Below are 15,772 nucleotides of genomic sequence, written 5' to 3' on the forward strand. Positions count from 1 at the left end.
ATCGATAAAGCGCAGCAAAACGCTGCGCCTTTCATCCCGAGATGAATTACTTCACGCGAGAAACGTACTCACCAGAGCGGGTATCCACTTTGATGATTTCGCCAGTCTGAACGAACAGTGGAACTTTAACCACTGCACCGGTGGACAGCTTGGCTGGCTTGCCGCCAGTACCTGCGGTGTCGCCTTTCAGACCTGGATCGGTTTCAACGATTTCCAGTTCAACGAAGTTTGGCGGGGTCACAGCGATAGGCTGGCCGTTCCACAGGGTTACGATACACTCAGCCTGATCCAGCAGCCATTTAGCGCTGTCACCAACGGCTTTCTCGTCAGCAGACAGCTGCTCGAAAGTGGAGTTGTTCATGAAGTGGTAGAATTCACCGTCGTTGTAGAGGTAAGTCAGGTTCATATCAACAACGTCTGCGCCTTCAGCGGAGTCGGTGGATTTGAAGGTTTTCTCTACACGGGTACCGGTCAGCAGGCGGCGCAGCTTAACGCGTGCGAATGCCTGACCTTTACCTGGTTTAACGAATTCGCTGGCTTCAACCGCGTACGGTTCGCCGTCCATCATGATTTTAAGACCGGCACGAAAATCGTTGCTATAGTAAGTCGCCATAAGGCCCTCTGAAATTGTTAACTGGTAGCTAAGCCACAAAATGGCGCATATTGTAACCCTAAACACCCCATCCAGAGAAGATTGGTTATTGCAACTTGCTGATGTAATCACCAGTCCTGATGAACTGCTGCGTCTTTTGAACCTGAACGCAGATGAAAACCTCCTTGCCGGACGTGAAGCGAAACGCCTGTTTGCGCTACGTGTTCCACGTGCTTTTGTTGCACGAATGGAGAAAGGCAATCCTGACGATCCTCTGTTAAAACAGGTTCTTACATCGCAGGATGAGTTTGTCGCTGCCCCCGGGTTCAGCACCGATCCCCTTGAAGAGCAAAACAGCGTGGTGCCCGGTCTATTGCATAAGTACCGCAATCGCGCATTGTTATTGGTTAAGGGCGGTTGTGCGGTAAATTGCCGTTACTGTTTCCGTCGTCACTTCCCTTATGCCGACAACCAGGGGAACAAACGTAACTGGCAGGCAGCTCTCGACTACATCGGCGACCATGCAGAACTCGATGAGATCATCTTCTCCGGCGGCGATCCCTTGATGGCGAAAGATCACGAACTAGACTGGCTTATCACTCAGCTGGAAGCGATCCCGCATATAAAGCGGTTACGCATCCATAGTCGTTTACCGATTGTGATTCCGGCAAGGATCACCGATGAGCTGAGCGCCAGACTGGCACGCTCATCGCTGCAAATCCTGCTGGTGAACCATATCAATCACGCTAATGAAATTGATGATAGCTTCCGGGCGGCAATGAAATACCTGCGTCAGGCTGGCGTAACACTGCTCAACCAAAGCGTCCTGCTACGTGACGTTAACGACAATGCTACGACACTGGCCGATCTGAGCAACGCGCTGTTTGATGCAGGCGTGATGCCTTACTACATCCACGTGCTGGATAAAGTACAGGGCGCTGCTCACTTTATGGTCGGTGATGAGGAAGCCCGCGCCATTATGCGTGAGCTACTGACCCTCGTTTCTGGGTATATGGTGCCGAAGCTGGCGCGTGAGATCGGTGGCGAACCGAGTAAGACGCCGCTGGATTTGGGGCTGAAGCAATGCTGAAGAAAAACTTGTCTGGCCTGCCAACCAGACAAGTATCAATACAGACTATATTTAAGCGGCGGTAGTCAATATTTCATGAATTAGAAATAATTAATAATAAAACTCATAACATCAACAATGATTAACGCTGCAAGAATCATTTTAACCCACGCAGGGATATAGGTTGCCTTTAAGGAGGACGGTTGAACATGTTCAAGTAAGCTGTTAAAAGGCGCCCCTAAATTTTTACGAAAACCTATTTTATTTTCTGTGTTGTCAGCTATAGATGGAGGGTTTGTTGATGAATATTGTGAATTAATTACTGGTAAATCTAATTCTTCTTCGAGCCGTTCAATTTTAGTATCTGTCGAAATAGTAAAACCCTTGCGCCTGACGGTAATGATAATCTCAACACTGAGCCCAGCTTTTTTTAAAGATTTACGTAATAAAGAAATATTTTGGTAAAACGTATTTTGTGAAACAACAATACCTCTGGCATTCCGGACTTGCAAAAGGAAGTCCTCTCTTGAAACGACGCGGCCTTGACACTCCAGCAAAAGCTGTAAACAACGAGCCGTAGGCACATTCAGTATTATGTTCTCACTTGATTCAATAGTAACAGACTTCACCTCACAAGAATTCATATCAAATATAACTTCACTGTTAATAATAAATTTATTGTATTTCATGGTAATGGTGCCAACTTACTGATTTAGTGTACGATGGTGTTTTTGAGGTGCTCCCGTGGCTTCCATCTCCATCAGTTGTCCCTCCTGCTCAGCTACTGAAGGCGTGGTGCGTAACGGTAAAAGTACTGCCGGACATCAGCGCTATCTCTGCTCTCACTGCCGTAAAACATGGCAGCTACAGTTCACTTACACCGCCTCTCAGCCCGGTACACACCAGAAAATCATTGATATGGCCATGAATGGTGTTGGATGCCGGGCAACCGCCCGCATTATGGGCGTTGGCCTCAACACGATTTTACGTCACTTAAAAAACTCAGGCCGCAGTCGGTAACCTCGCGCATACAGCCGGGCAGTGATGTGATTGTCTGCGCTGAAATGGACGAACAGTGGGGCTACGTCGGTGCTAAATCACGTCAGCGCTGGCTGTTTTACGCGTATGACAGGATACGGAGGACGGTTGTGGCGCACGTCTTCGGTGAACGCACTCTGGCCACACTGGAGCGTCTTCTGAGCCTGCTGTCGGCCTTTGAGGTCGTGGTATGGATGACGGATGGCTGGCCGCTGTATGAATCCCGCCTGAAGGGAAAGCTGCACGTAATCAGCAAGCGTTACACTCAGCGAATTGAGCGGCATAACCTGAATCTGAGACAACATCTGGCAAGGCTGGGACGGAAGTCACTGTCGTTCTCAAAATCGGTGGAGCTGCATGACAAGGTCATCGGGCATTATCTGAACATAAAACACTATCAGTAAGTTGGAGTCATTACCAAATTTCTAAAAGTAAATCAATGGATGCGACTAAGGCACTTATCAATAACATCCCTGCTATTGATATTTCTGAATTAGAACAACCTAATGAAGCATTGCTGGTTACGTCTTTAGCATTAAAAAACAAAGATGAAAATTTTAATTTAATTTTGATGATGCAGGATCAAAGCATTATTAACCTTAATATTAATGATTTTCAGATAGAAATCATCATTGCTTCTATCCAAAAATCTATGACAATTATTGAAGATCCTGATACTACAAATCAGATAATTTCGTTAGTAGATTTTATTCTTATGTATTCAGTTGACTTGGTGGATCATGAATATTTCAACTACAAAGAAATAGAACATCCTGATTGGAAAAAAAGCTTGTTCGCTAATTACATGGCTATACTTTATAGCTTTGGCACAGATAAAGGCGAGCGAATCCTTGCAGGGGTAATTATCAAGACTAATATTCAGCCTAATACAAAAGAGCTTAACGATTTAATATATCGTTTAAGTATGTTAATACCTATCATTACTGAATTAAAGAGTAAATATACTTTGCAGCAATCTTTTTGGAGAATTATCCCTTCAAAATCAGATGAGGTTTTAACCATGCAACAAAGCCTGGACTATTTGCATAAATTCTGTAAAGAAAGCCAAAAAAATCTGGTTTACGCTGAAAATAAATAACGGAAAATGTGAACAGTTAATTTTCCCGTTCAAAGATTACTCCCGTCTTTTATTCAAATTGTTTATACAAAAGACGGGAATAAATAGTCATATATCAGTTCGGGCACTTATAAACCTGGCCCTGCATCTCGCTGGCAGTCGGAACAAAGCTGGATAGCAACCCTTGCGTCGGGCTACTCACCCCATAAATCACATTCCCGCCCATATCAGCCGCCTGATTACGTAGGCCATTCGCCGCGCCACGCATCGAGCCGCCCTCTTCGCCATGCTGCCCGGAGAGCCAGTTGCTTTGCTTGCCCGTGGCGGTGCCAACCAGCTGGCATTCGCTTCCCGGCTTATCTTCTACAAAGCGAACGCTCTGCCCACCCGCAGACAGCTCGTTGCCGGAGCTGCAACCCGCCAGCAGCAACGCTGCTCCCACAATCCCTGCATAAACGTTAACGCGCATGTTATTCCTCGTTTTCAATAAGCTGGGCAGGTGCTGCCCGCGTCTAAACCTTATACTAAAAAGATGACCAAAAGAAAAACCCCCGATCATTTCTGACCGGGGGTTTGTTCATTTCTGCGAGGTGCAGAACAACATGATTACATCATGCCGCCCATACCACCCATGCCGCCCATACCACCAGCAGCACCTAAGTCAGGCGCGTCGCCTTTTGGCAGGTCGGTGACCATGCACTCGGTGGTGATCATCAGGCCAGCAACAGATGCCGCGTACTGCAGAGCAGAACGGGTTACTTTAGTTGGGTCCAGAATACCGAAGTCGATCATGTTGCCGTACTCTTCGGTAGCAGCGTTGTAACCGTAGTTACCTTCGCCCGCTTTCACCATGTTCGCCACAACAGACGGCTCTTCACCGGCGTTGGAAACGATCTGACGCAGCGGAGCTTCCATTGCGCGCAGCGCAACTTTGATACCCACGTTCTGGTCTTCGTTCTGAGCGGTCAGGCCAGCCAGTTTCGCTGCAACGCGAACCAGAGCAACACCACCACCGGCAACCACGCCTTCTTCTACCGCAGCACGGGTCGCGTGCAGGGCATCGTCAACGCGTGCTTTCTTCTCTTTCATCTCAACTTCGGTGGCTGCACCGACTTTGATTACTGCTACGCCGCCTGCCAGTTTCGCTACGCGCTCCTGCAGTTTTTCACGGTCGTAGTCAGAGGTCGCTTCTTCGATCTGCTTACGGATCTGAGTCACACGGCCCTGGATTGCATCTTCTTCACCCACGCCATCGATGATGGTGGTGGTGTCTTTGTTGATCACAACGCGTTTCGCCTGACCCAGATCTTCCAGGGTCGCTTTTTCCAGCTCCATACCGATCTCTTCAGAGATTACGGTACCGCCAGTCAGGGTTGCGATATCCTGCAGCATGGCTTTACGACGGTCGCCGAAGCCAGGTGCTTTAACCGCAGCCACTTTCACGATGCCACGCATGGTGTTAACCACCAGGGTCGCCAGCGCTTCGCCTTCAACGTCTTCAGCGATGATAACCAGCGGCTTGCCTGCTTTCGCAACGGCTTCCAGTACTGGCAGCATTTCGCGGATGTTGGAGATTTTTTTGTCGGCCAGCAGGATGAACGGGCTTTCCAGCTCAACAGCACCAGTTTCCGGCTTGTTGATGAAGTATGGGGACAGGTATCCGCGGTCAAACTGCATACCTTCAACCACGTCCAGTTCGTCTTCCAGACCGGTACCGTCTTCAACGGTGATCACGCCTTCTTTACCGACTTTATCCATCGCTTCAGCGATCAGTTTACCTACGGTTTCGTCGGAGTTAGCGGAGATGGTACCAACCTGAGCAATAGCTTTAGAGTCAGAGCACGGTACGGACAGCGTTTTCAGCTCTTCTACAGCAGCAACGACAGCTTTGTCGATACCACGTTTCAGATCCATCGGGTTCATACCCGCAGCAACGGCTTTCAGGCCTTCAGTGATGATAGCCTGTGCCAGTACGGTTGCAGTGGTGGTGCCGTCGCCCGCAGCGTCGTTCGCTTTGGAGGCAACTTCTTTCACCATCTGGGCACCCATGTTTTCGAACTTGTCTTCCAGCTCGATTTCACGCGCTACGGAAACACCATCTTTGGTGATGGTCGGCGCGCCGAAGGATTTGTCCAGAACCACGTTACGGCCTTTCGGGCCCAGGGTCACTTTAACTGCGTCTGCCAGTACGTTTACGCCGCGCAGCATTTTCACACGAGCGTCGTTACCGAATTTTACGTCTTTAGCTGCCATTTTAATCTTTCCCTTAAATTCGTATGTTCAGTGTCGTTCGCGGATTACGCTTCAACAATTGCCAGAATGTCGCTTTCGGACATGATCAACACTTCTTCATTGTCGATCTTCTCGGACTTCACACCGTAGCCATCGTTGAAAATTACGATGTCACCAACTTTAACGTCCAGAGGCTGCACATTTCCGTTTTCCAGAATGCGACCCTTACCGACAGCGATGATTTCGCCACGAGTTGATTTTGCTGCTGCAGAACCGGTCAGAACGATGCCGCCCGCAGATTTGGTTTCAACTTCTTTACGTTTGACGATCACACGATCATGTAACGGACGAATACTCATTGATAGCTCTCCTTTGAGAAAGTCATTATCAGTTATGGGTGACGCCGGGCCCTAAGCGGTTTTCCGGCTAGTGCCCTGAGAGATGGGGATGGGGTTTTACCCCTTCAAGGGGTAGTCGAAAAAAAATTTGTGAAAGTGTTACCATCGCCTCTCTTTTGATGGTGGCAGGACAACGGAATGAGTGGACTCAAACAGGAGCTTGGACTCGCGCAGGGTGTTGGCTTACTTTCAACCTCTTTATTAGGTACGGGGGTGTTTGCCGTGCCGGCGCTGGCTGCGTTGGTGGCAGGGGATAACAGTCTCTGGGCATGGCCGGTGTTAATCGTGCTGGTGTTCCCGGTGGCGATTGTGTTTGCCATTCTCGGGCGACACTTCCCGAGTGCCGGTGGGGTGGCGCATTTTGTCGGGATGGCGTTTGGCCCGCGACTGAAGCGCGTCACCGGCTGGTTATTCCTTTCCGTCATTCCCGTGGGGCTGCCTGCCGCCCTGCATATTGCGACGGGTTTTGGCCAGGCGCTGTTTGGCTGGCATGATGCGCAGCTGTTGCTGGCCGAACTGGGTACGCTGGCGATTGTCTGGTGGGTCGGATCTCGTGGGGCCAGTTCCAGCGCCAACCTGCAAACCCTGGTGGCGGTGCTGATTGTGGCGCTGGTTGCCGCCATCTGGTGGGCGGGCGATATTCAGGTAACGGAGATCCCCTTCCCTGTCGTAACCGATGTTGACCATTCTCAGCTTTTTGCCGCGCTTTCCGTTATGTTCTGGTGTTTTGTCGGCCTTGAAGCTTTCGCCCATCTGGCGTCAGAGTTTAAACAGCCGGAACGCGATTTCCCGCGGGCGTTAATGATCGGCCTACTGCTGGCGGGCACGGTCTACTGGGCCTGTACGGTGCTGGTGCTCCACTTCACTGCCTATGGTGCCGATATGGCAGCGGCGGCCTCGCTGCCTGCCATTGTGGTGCAACTCTTTGGTGTAAAGGCACTGTGGATCGCCTGCGTTATTGGCTATCTCGCCTGCTTCGCCAGTCTGAATATCTACATTCAGAGCTTTGCCCGACTGGTCTGGTCCCAGGCACTGTATAAGCCAGAAAGCCGTCTCGCGCGTCTGTCCAAACGTCAGCTACCGCTCAATGCGCTGAATACGGTGCTGGGCTGCTGTGTAGTGAGTACGCTGGCGATCTATTGGCTGGACATCAACCTCGACGCGCTTATCGTCTATGCCAACGGCATATTCATCATGATCTATCTGCTGTGCATGCTGGCGGGCTGCCGCCTGCTGAAAGGTCGTTATAAAGCGCTGGCCGTGATCGGTGGGGTGCTCTGCTTACTGCTGCTGGCGATGGTGGGATGGAAGAGTCTGTACGCCATTGTGATGCTGGCGGGACTTTGGCTGTTCTTGCCGAAGCGGAGTGCGGTGTAAACGCCGGATGGCGCTTCGCTTATCCGGCCTACAATCGTAGGCCCGGCAAGCGCAGCGCCGCCGGGCAACGTCTCTTAACGGTCGTCTTTATGATCCAGACGATCGCGCTGGTCATCCTTGCGCTGATACTCCCCGTCAAACGTCTCCCCACCGCCTGTTCCGGCGCTGAATCCGCCGCCCGGCATCCGGTTAAAACGCAAATGCGGCATCAGTTTCAGCGTCAGGAGCTTTTGCACTGGCGGGATCAGTAGTAACAGGCCGAGGAAGTCGGTGAAAAAGCCGGGAATAATCAGCAGGATACCGCCAATAATCAGCGACACGCTTTTGACCATCTCTGCCGCCGGGCTTTCGCCTGCGGCCATCTTCTGCTGCATTAACAGGAAATTTTTGAAACCCTGGTTGCGCACCAGCGACATGCCAATAACCGACGTGAAAATCACCAGTATTAGCGTCAGCAGGACGCCAAACACGTGGGCGACCTGAATAAAAATAGAAATCTCTATGTAAACATAGAGAAAGATTGCAGCTAACGGTATCCAGCGCACGGGCTTCTCCTGTGTGGCAGACGCCGTTGTGGCCCCTGTCGGTATCAATTTGCGATTCGCGTCTGTCAGAAATGGAGGCGTTTAGTCAAAATTCAATCGGTTTGCACGGATATTTTTTCTGGAAATATTAAAGCGGTGATTCATTTCACAGATTGATAAATATCATGCCACCGGGTCGATAATAAGTGATCCAGGTTACGGCATTTCGCTATCATCAGCATATCATTCCGGGTATCTGGTCGATTCAGGGGATAATCGTCGGTCAGAAAATAGACATAACCACAGATGTACTGTGTGTTTAGTACAATCAATCGGCAGCTTTAAAAGAAGGTTCACATGTTAAACAACATTCGTATCGAAGAAGATTTGTTGGGTACCAGGGAAGTTCCAGCGGATGCCTACTATGGTGTTCACACTCTGAGAGCGATTGAAAACTTCTACATCAGCAACAGCAAAATCAGCGACATCCCTGAGTTTGTGCGTGGCATGGTGATGGTGAAGAAAGCCGCAGCCATGGCAAACAAAGAGCTGCAAACCATTCCGAAAAGCATCGCCAATACCATTATCGCCGCCTGCGATGAAGTGCTGAACAACGGCAAGTGCATGGATCAATTCCCGGTCGACGTCTACCAGGGCGGCGCGGGTACATCGGTGAACATGAATACCAACGAGGTACTGGCCAACATCGGCCTCGAGCTGATGGGTCACCAGAAGGGTGAGTACCAGTACCTGAACCCGAACGATCACGTCAATAAATGCCAGTCCACCAACGACGCCTACCCGACCGGTTTCCGTATCGCCGTCTACGCCTCGGTAGTGAAGCTGGTGGATGCCATTAACCAGCTTGGCGAAGGCTTCCAGAACAAAGCCGTCGAATTCCAGGATATCCTGAAAATGGGCCGCACCCAGCTGCAGGATGCGGTCCCGATGACCCTCGGCCAGGAATTCCACGCGTTTAACGTGCTGCTGAATGAAGAGACCCGCAACCTGATGCGCACCTCTGAACTGCTGCTGGAGGTGAACCTCGGCGCAACGGCGATTGGTACGCGTCTGAATACCCCGGATGGCTATCAACAGTTGGCGGTGCAGAAGCTGGCCGAAGTGTCCAACCTGGCGGTTGTCCCGGCAGAAGATCTGATTGAAGCCACCTCCGACTGCGGCGCTTACGTAATGGTGCACAGCGCGCTGAAACGTCTGGCGGTGAAGCTGTCCAAAATCTGTAACGACCTGCGCCTGCTTTCTTCAGGCCCACGTGCGGGTCTCAACGAGATTAACCTGCCGGAACTGCAGGCGGGCTCGTCCATCATGCCAGCCAAAGTGAACCCGGTGGTGCCAGAAGTGGTAAACCAGGTGTGCTTCAAAGTCATCGGTAACGACATTACTGTCACCATGGCATCGGAAGCAGGTCAGCTGCAGCTGAACGTGATGGAGCCGGTGATTGGCCAGGCGATGTTCGAGTCCATTCATATTCTGACCAACGCCTGCTACAACCTGCTGGAAAAATGCATCAACGGCATCACCGCCAATAAAGCGGTATGTGAAAGCTACGTCTATAACTCCATCGGTATCGTTACTTACCTCAACCCGTTCATCGGTCACCACAACGGCGACATCGTCGGTAAAATCTGTGCCGAAACCGGTAAGAGCGTGAGAGAGGTCGTACTTGAGCGTGGCTTGCTGACAGAAGCCGAGCTGGATGATATCTTCTCGGCACAGAACTTAATGCACCCGGCCTATAAAGCAAAAAGATACACGGATGAAAGTGAACAATAACAGTTCAGGTTAAACTTCATGAAGGCACGTCACTTGACGTGCCTTTTTTGTTTTTAGGCTTTACCAAACCACAACAATTCAATATCAACTTGTTAATAAGCAAGGTAGGCACTCATGTTTGGAGCAGAACTCGTCATCGTCCTGTTGGCGATATACTTAGGCGCAAGACTCGGGGGGATCGGCATCGGTTTCGCCGGGGGTCTTGGCGTACTTGTACTCACTCTCTTTTTTCAAATTAAACCCGGCGCTATTCCGTTTGACGTTATTGAAATCATCATGGCGGTTATCGCCGCTATCGCTGCCATGCAGGTCGCGGGCGGTATGGACTATCTGGTGAGCCTGGCGGAGCGTATGCTGCGCCGCCACCCGAAATACATCACCTTCCTTGCCCCGCTGGTCACCTGGTTTATGACCATTCTCGCGGGTACCGGCCATACCGCGTTCTCCACCCTGCCGGTGATTACCGAAGTGGCGAAAGAGCAGGGCATCCGTCCATCCCGTCCACTCTCCATCGCCGTTGTCGCGTCGCAGATTGCCATCACCGCGTCACCTATCTCTGCGGCGGTAGTGTTCTTTGCCGGGATCCTCGAGCCACTGGGCGTAAGCTACCTGACGCTGCTGGCGATCTGTATTCCGGTGACGCTGATTGCGGTGATGATCACCGCAGTCTTCTGTAACTTCCTTGGCGCCGAACTGAAAGACGATCCGGTCTATCAGGAACGTCTGGCGAAAGGTGAAGTGAAGCTGCGCGGCAGCCAGGCCTTTGTCCTGAAGCCACACGCGAAACGCTCCGTGCTGCTGTTCCTGATCGGGATTATCGCGGTGATGTTCTACGCCACCGCCATCAGCGATACCGTTGGACTGATTCAGAACCCGGTCCTGCCGCGTAACGAAGCGATCGTGGTATTTATGCTGACCATCGCCACGCTGATTAGCATCACCTGTAAAATCGACACCAGCGAAGTGCTTAACGCCAGCACCTTCAAATCCGGTATGAGCGCCTGCGTGTGCGTACTGGGTGTGGCCTGGCTGGGTGACACCTTCGTCAAAGCCCATATCACGGATATCCAGACCGTAGCGGGCGACCTGCTGCATAACTACCCATGGCTGCTGGCGGTGGTGCTGTTCTTTGCCGCGACCCTGCTCTACTCCCAGGCGGCGACCACCAAGGCGCTGATGCCCGCGGCCCTGATGCTGGGCGTCTCTCCGCTAACGGCGATTGCCTCTTTTGCTGCCGTTTCCGCACTGTTTGTGCTGCCCACCTACCCGACCCTGCTGGCCGCGGTCGAGATGGATGATACCGGCTCCACCCGTATCGGTAAGTACGTGTTTAACCACGCCTTCCTGATCCCGGGCGTGATTGCTATCACCCTGTGTGTCGTCCTCGGCTTCATCATCGGCGGGATCGTGCTGTAAACCTCTTTTGGTTGTAAAAAGAGTTAAAGTCGGGCCGCTTAGCGGCCCGATTCATTAATGAGCAGTGGCCGGTCGTGATATAGTGATTTTTTTTCGCGATACCGAGGTCGACTTGTGAATACGCCCGACACTGTTGTTGTTCTGTGTACCGCTCCCGATGAAGCTACCGCCCAGGATCTTGCCGCCAAAGTGCTGGCAGATAAGCTCGCTGCCTGCGTGACCATCCTCCCCGGCGCCACTTCCCTCTACTACTGGGAAGGCAAACTGGAACAGGAGTACGAAGTGCAGATGCTGCTTAAATCCAGCGTGGCCCATCAGCAAGCACTCCTCGACTGCCTCAAATCGCATCATCCTTACCAGACTCCGGAACTGCTGGTGCTGCCAGTGCTCCACGGCGATAACGACTATCTCTCATGGCTCAACGCTTCCTTACGCTAATCCTGCTGCTGTGCAGCACGTCAGTCCTTGCCGGGTTGTTTGATGCACCCGGCCGCTCGAATTTCACGCCTGCCGACCAGGCTTTTGTCTTCGATTTTCAGCAAAATCAACATGAACTGAATCTCAACTGGCAGGTGAAAGAGGGGTACTACCTCTACCGCAAGCAGATCGGTATTACGCCCGCTCAGGCACAGGTTGGTGCCCTCCAGCTGCCCGCCGGGGTGGCGCACGAAGATGAATTTTACGGCAAAAGCGAAATCTACCGCGGTCAGCTGTCGGTGCCTGTCACCGTCGTGCAGGCGGATAAAGGCGCTACGCTGACGGTGACTTATCAAGGCTGTGCTGACGCCGGTCTGTGCTACCCACCCGAAACCAAAGTTATTCCGCTCAGCGAAGTGAAAGCGGTCGCCGTCCCTGCGGTTTCCCCTCTCCCCTCAGAGGAGAAGACCAGCGCAGGAGGCGAACTGCCCTTCTCCGCCCTCTGGGCCTTATTGATCGGCATCGGTATCGCCTTCACACCGTGCGTGTTGCCCATGTACCCGCTGATCTCCGGCATCGTCCTCGGTGGCAAACAGCGGCTCTCCACCGGCCGCGCGCTGCTGCTGGCGTTTATCTATGTTCAGGGGATGGCGCTCACCTATACTGCGCTCGGTCTGGTCGTCGCGGCGGCCGGCCTGCAGTTCCAGGCGGCGCTCCAGCACCCAGGGGTGCTGATCGGGCTCTCGGTAGTCTTTATCCTGCTGGCGCTGTCGATGTTTGGCCTGTTCAGTCTGCAGCTCCCCTCCTCCCTGCAAACCCGCTTAACGCTGATGAGTAATCGCCAGCAGGGCGGCTCGGTAGGCGGCGTCTTTGCAATGGGGGCCATTGCCGGGCTGATCTGCTCGCCCTGCACCACCGCCCCGCTCAGCGCCATCCTGCTGTATATCGCCCAGAGCGGAAATATGTGGCTCGGCGGCGGCACGCTGTATCTCTACGCCCTCGGGATGGGGCTACCGCTGATCCTGGTGACGGTATTTGGCAACCGCCTGCTGCCGAAGAGCGGCCCGTGGATGGAGACGGTAAAAACCGCGTTTGGTTTTGTCATTCTGGCGCTGCCGGTGTTCCTGCTGGAGCGCGTGATCGGTGATGTCTGGGGCCTGCGGCTGTGGGCCATGTTAGGTATGGCGTTCTTTAGCTGGGCCTTTATCAGCAGCTTAAACGCCAGTAAGCCGTGGATCCGCGTCGTGCAAATCCTGCTGCTGGCCGCCGCGCTGGTCAGCGTGCGTCCATTGCAGGACTGGGCCTTTGGCTCGCCTGCCGCGCAAAGCCAGGCGCACCTCAATTTCACGCCGATCGAAAATATCGACGCGTTACATCGCGCCCTGGCGCAGGCGGAGGGAAAGCCGGTGATGCTCGACCTCTACGCCGACTGGTGCGTCGCCTGCAAAGAGTTCGAAAAATACACCTTCAGCGACCCACAGGTGCAAAATGCCCTGAAAGACACCGTCCTGCTGCAGGCCAACGTTACGGCGAACAGCGAACAGGATAAGGCCCTGCTGAAGGAGCTTAATGTGCTCGGCCTGCCCACCATCTTGTTTTTCAACGCACAAGGTGAAGAGCAGCCCGCACAGCGGGTAACGGGTTTTATGGATGCCGCAACGTTCAGTGCGCATTTGCGCGATCGCCAACCGTAAACGACACTTTAAGCGGGAAAGTACGAAAGTAAACGGAGGAGAAAACCGTGCAACGTGAAAATGTTCTGGGCGCAACCCTGCAATTGCTTGAAATTCAAGGGATAGCCAGCACCTCGCTGGAAATGGTTGCCGAACGTGTTAATTATCCTCTGGATGAACTACGCCGTTTCTGGCCCGATAAAGAGGCGCTGCTGTACGATTCCCTGCGTTATCTCAGCCAGCAGGTGGATACCTGGCGCAGGCAGTTGATGCTCAACACCGAGCTCTCGGCAGAGCAAAAGTTACTGGCGCGCTACTCTGCGCTTACCGAATGCGTGCGTAACCACCGCTACCCGGGGTGCCTGTTTATTGCCGCCTGCACCTTTTTCACGGATCCGGGGCACCCGATCCACCAGCTTGCCGACCAGCAAAAGCGCGCCTCGCATGATTTTACGCATGAACTGCTGACCACCCTGGAAGTGGACGATCCGGCGATGGTGGCAAAGCAGATGGATCTGATTATGGAAGGCTGCCTCAGCCGGATGCTGGTTAACCGCAGCCAGGCCGATGTCGATACGGCACAGCGGCTGGCGGAAGATATTCTTCATTTCGCGCAGTGTCGCAAAGGCGGGGCGCTGACTTAAGCCAGCATTCCCGCCCAGGCAGAAATGAAGAGACACAGCGCCATCAGGCGCTGAAAACGCACCATCGCCGCAGCGGTCCGAAACAGCCTGTTTACCGCCTGTCCCAGCCATGCCCAGCACATCAGGCAGGCTACGGAGATCAGCAGGAACCAGAGCGCCATCAGCGCGACATCCCGTAACACATGCTCTCCCGCAGGGGCAAACAGGCTGACGACCGCCAGCGCCATCATCCAGGTTTTGGGATTGATCACCTGCAGTAGCGCTGCCGCCCGTGCGGTAAAGCGGGTATGCCCTGGGCGGGGGACGTTTGCCGCGGGGGCACAAAACAGCTGCCAGCTCATCCAGCTTAACCACAGCACCCCAGCCCAGCTCATCACCTGACGCACCAGCGGATACTGACGCAGCAGCTCCCCCGCCCCGGCTCCCGAAATCAGTACAATGGCGCTGGCCGCCACGCAGGCGCTCACCAGCGCGGGCAGAGTTGCCTTCATCCCGTAGTGCTGGCTGTTGGTCAGAACAAGAATATTGGTTGGCCCCGGCGTTATCGAGGCGACAAAAGCAAATAACAGAAACGGCATCAGGTTCACAGGCGACTCCTTTTTATCAGAGCCCTGACATTGCCGCTATTTTCTGGAAACGTCTGGAAGGTTTGTGCATAACCGACGGTAGTGGGCCGGCGTAATACGGTAAGCCCGCTGGAACCAGCGACCTAAATGGCTTTGATCGGCAAACCCCAGCGCCGCCGCCACGTCGACGGGCTGATCCCCGCGCGCCAGAAACTGCCGTGCTTTGGCCAGCCGCAGCTGTATGAGCCAGGCATGCGGCGCCAGATGAAACTCTCGCTTGAAGCAGCGGGTGAGCGTGAAGCGATCGGTGCCGGTCTCCCGGGCCAGATCGGAGAGGCCGATATTGTCGCCCAGATGAGCATAAAGATAGTCCCGGGCCCGGTGCGCTACCGCCGCGCTCTGCACCTGCGACGGTAATTTTTTGCGCCAGTGACAATGAGACGTGAGCTGCGCCAGCAGATTATCCATCGTGCTTTGCTGCACGATCTTCATTTCATCATTGTGCAGGGTCGCAAAGGTATCACCAATGGTTCGCACCAGCTGCGGCTCGCGGGTCAGGGTTTGGGTGAAATGCAGGGAATAGCTGCCGGGCGTGGAATCATACAGGCCATGCAGGGTGTTGGTGAGCCAGCGTTCATCAAGGTAGAACGTCAGATAGGTGAAGCCGCCCGCGACGGGGGCGTCGCCATCGTGGATCTCGCCTGGCTCAAGCAGGAACGCATCCCCCGGATGGCTACGGTGACGCTCACGGCGGCAATGGAACTGCTGGGTGCCGCTGAGGGTGATCCCCACCAGATAGCTGTCGTGCCAGTGCGGATCGTAGGCGTGCCCTTCAAAGTGCGCCTTGATAGTTTCAATCCCCGTATCTGCATGCTGTCGCAGTTCAAGCCAGTCCTTCACTGTCGTCCCCCTTTTTCGCTGTCAGCATTGCCCGGGCTTATCTTTCTGTCTGGA

At 53.4% G+C, this 15,772-nt stretch carries 17 protein-coding genes; 9 read left to right on the top strand and 8 right to left on the bottom strand.

Annotation, left to right across the window (positions count from 1 at the left end; translation table 11 throughout):
- Positions 1-46 precede the first annotated feature (46 nt).
- Entirely contained in the window at positions 47-613 is a 567-nt protein-coding gene (gene efp, locus LRS40_RS05090) for an elongation factor P (RefSeq protein ID WP_032616155.1), read from the bottom strand.
- A gap of 40 nt (positions 614-653) precedes the next feature.
- On the opposite strand from efp, the gene epmB reads away from it, so the two are divergent.
- The gene (gene epmB, locus LRS40_RS05095; protein ID WP_231313250.1) at positions 654-1,682 is read left to right on the top strand and encodes an EF-P beta-lysylation protein EpmB; all 1,029 of its coding nucleotides are present in this window, start codon (positions 654-656) and stop codon (positions 1,680-1,682) included.
- 80 nt (positions 1,683-1,762) lie between these two features.
- Here epmB and LRS40_RS05100 read toward each other — a convergent pair whose 3' ends face one another.
- A complete protein-coding gene (locus LRS40_RS05100; RefSeq protein WP_231313251.1) occupies positions 1,763-2,350 on the bottom strand; it encodes a winged helix-turn-helix domain-containing protein in 588 nt (195 codons plus the stop codon).
- 55 nt (positions 2,351-2,405) lie between these two features.
- On the opposite strand from LRS40_RS05100, the gene LRS40_RS05105 reads away from it, so the two are divergent.
- Together LRS40_RS05105 and yjeJ are read left to right on the top strand one after the other, a co-directional pair.
- Positions 2,406-3,103 (top strand): IS1 family transposase gene (locus tag LRS40_RS05105; protein ID WP_223216367.1). Its coding sequence is split into 2 segments (ribosomal slippage): positions 2,406-2,655 and positions 2,655-3,103, totalling 699 coding nucleotides; the frame shifts between segments, so codons are not numbered across the junction.
- A gap of 35 nt (positions 3,104-3,138) precedes the next feature.
- Complete coding sequence (gene yjeJ, locus LRS40_RS05110) at positions 3,139-3,798, top strand: YjeJ family protein (protein WP_231313252.1); 660 nt, start codon at positions 3,139-3,141, stop codon at positions 3,796-3,798.
- Positions 3,799-3,892: 94 nt separating this feature from the next.
- On the opposite strand, the gene LRS40_RS05115 is transcribed toward yjeJ, so the two are convergent.
- The 3 genes from LRS40_RS05115 to LRS40_RS05125 all read right to left on the bottom strand — a co-directional run bounded on the left by LRS40_RS05115 (position 3,893) and on the right by LRS40_RS05125 (position 6,368).
- Positions 3,893-4,246: a DUF4156 domain-containing protein gene (locus LRS40_RS05115; RefSeq protein WP_231313253.1), complete on the bottom strand. Its 354-nt coding sequence runs from the start codon at positions 4,244-4,246 to the stop codon at positions 3,893-3,895.
- A gap of 137 nt (positions 4,247-4,383) precedes the next feature.
- Positions 4,384-6,030: a chaperonin GroEL gene (groL, locus tag LRS40_RS05120; protein WP_142487925.1), complete on the bottom strand. Its 1,647-nt coding sequence runs from the start codon at positions 6,028-6,030 to the stop codon at positions 4,384-4,386.
- A 44-nt stretch (positions 6,031-6,074) separates the two neighbouring features.
- A complete protein-coding gene (locus LRS40_RS05125) occupies positions 6,075-6,368 on the bottom strand; it encodes a co-chaperone GroES (protein WP_032616151.1) in 294 nt (97 codons plus the stop codon).
- 177 nt (positions 6,369-6,545) lie between these two features.
- On the opposite strand from LRS40_RS05125, the gene yjeH reads away from it, so the two are divergent.
- Complete coding sequence (yjeH, locus tag LRS40_RS05130; protein WP_231313254.1) at positions 6,546-7,784, top strand: L-methionine/branched-chain amino acid transporter; 1,239 nt, start codon at positions 6,546-6,548, stop codon at positions 7,782-7,784.
- A gap of 74 nt (positions 7,785-7,858) precedes the next feature.
- On the opposite strand, the gene LRS40_RS05135 is transcribed toward yjeH, so the two are convergent.
- Positions 7,859-8,329, bottom strand: a complete 471-nt coding sequence (locus LRS40_RS05135) for an FxsA family protein (protein ID WP_142487923.1) — start codon at positions 8,327-8,329, stop codon at positions 7,859-7,861.
- A 336-nt stretch (positions 8,330-8,665) separates the two neighbouring features.
- Here LRS40_RS05135 and aspA point away from each other — a divergent pair, with 336 nt between their 5' ends.
- From aspA to LRS40_RS05160, 5 genes are all read left to right on the top strand, one after another.
- The gene (gene aspA, locus LRS40_RS05140; RefSeq protein WP_106994018.1) at positions 8,666-10,102 is read left to right on the top strand and encodes an aspartate ammonia-lyase; all 1,437 of its coding nucleotides are present in this window, start codon (positions 8,666-8,668) and stop codon (positions 10,100-10,102) included.
- 114 nt (positions 10,103-10,216) lie between these two features.
- Positions 10,217-11,518 (top strand): anaerobic C4-dicarboxylate transporter, encoded by a 1,302-nt coding sequence (locus tag LRS40_RS05145; protein WP_142487922.1) that lies wholly within the window; start codon positions 10,217-10,219, stop codon positions 11,516-11,518.
- Between the two features lie 114 nt (positions 11,519-11,632).
- Complete coding sequence (cutA, locus tag LRS40_RS05150; protein WP_106994016.1) at positions 11,633-11,956, top strand: divalent cation tolerance protein CutA; 324 nt, start codon at positions 11,633-11,635, stop codon at positions 11,954-11,956.
- Complete coding sequence (locus LRS40_RS05155) at positions 11,932-13,629, top strand: protein-disulfide reductase DsbD (protein ID WP_231313255.1); 1,698 nt, start codon at positions 11,932-11,934, stop codon at positions 13,627-13,629. Before cutA ends, LRS40_RS05155 begins: the two co-directional genes overlap by 25 nt.
- Before the next feature lie 47 nt (positions 13,630-13,676).
- Complete coding sequence (locus LRS40_RS05160) at positions 13,677-14,252, top strand: transcriptional regulator (protein WP_231313256.1); 576 nt, start codon at positions 13,677-13,679, stop codon at positions 14,250-14,252.
- Here LRS40_RS05160 and LRS40_RS05165 read toward each other — a convergent pair.
- Together LRS40_RS05165 and LRS40_RS05170 are read right to left on the bottom strand one after the other, a co-directional pair.
- Positions 14,249-14,839, bottom strand: a complete 591-nt coding sequence (locus LRS40_RS05165) for a LysE family translocator (protein WP_231313257.1) — start codon at positions 14,837-14,839, stop codon at positions 14,249-14,251. The two genes, LRS40_RS05160 and LRS40_RS05165, sit on opposite strands and share 4 nt — an antisense overlap.
- 36 nt (positions 14,840-14,875) lie before the next feature.
- On the bottom strand, positions 14,876-15,718 hold the full coding sequence (locus LRS40_RS05170; protein WP_156262729.1) for an AraC family transcriptional regulator: 843 nt from the start codon (positions 15,716-15,718) through the stop codon (positions 14,876-14,878).
- Positions 15,719-15,772: the final 54 nt, after the last annotated feature.

This window comes from Leclercia sp. G3L (genome assembly GCF_021117075.1).
Lineage (GTDB): Bacteria > Pseudomonadota > Gammaproteobacteria > Enterobacterales > Enterobacteriaceae > Enterobacter > Enterobacter adecarboxylatus_C.

Bases quoted from the DNA above. Each gene is read 5' to 3' on its own strand.
- LRS40_RS05100 (WP_231313251.1), bottom strand. From the start codon at position 2,350: ATGAAATACAATAAATTTATTATTAACAGTGAAGTTATATTTGATATG.
- epmB (WP_231313250.1), top strand. From the start codon at position 654: ATGGCGCATATTGTAACCCTAAACACCCCATCCAGAGAAGATTGGTTA.
- yjeH (WP_231313254.1), top strand. From the start codon at position 6,546: ATGAGTGGACTCAAACAGGAGCTTGGACTCGCGCAGGGTGTTGGCTTA.
- yjeJ (WP_231313252.1), top strand. From the start codon at position 3,139: ATGGATGCGACTAAGGCACTTATCAATAACATCCCTGCTATTGATATT.
- LRS40_RS05125 (WP_032616151.1), bottom strand. From the start codon at position 6,368: ATGAGTATTCGTCCGTTACATGATCGTGTGATCGTCAAACGTAAAGAA.
- aspA (WP_106994018.1), top strand. From the start codon at position 8,666: ATGTTAAACAACATTCGTATCGAAGAAGATTTGTTGGGTACCAGGGAA.
- LRS40_RS05145 (WP_142487922.1), top strand. From the start codon at position 10,217: ATGTTTGGAGCAGAACTCGTCATCGTCCTGTTGGCGATATACTTAGGC.
- groL (WP_142487925.1), bottom strand. From the start codon at position 6,030: ATGGCAGCTAAAGACGTAAAATTCGGTAACGACGCTCGTGTGAAAATG.
- LRS40_RS05155 (WP_231313255.1), top strand. From the start codon at position 11,932: ATGGCTCAACGCTTCCTTACGCTAATCCTGCTGCTGTGCAGCACGTCA.
- LRS40_RS05115 (WP_231313253.1), bottom strand. From the start codon at position 4,246: ATGCGCGTTAACGTTTATGCAGGGATTGTGGGAGCAGCGTTGCTGCTG.
- efp (WP_032616155.1), bottom strand. From the start codon at position 613: ATGGCGACTTACTATAGCAACGATTTTCGTGCCGGTCTTAAAATCATG.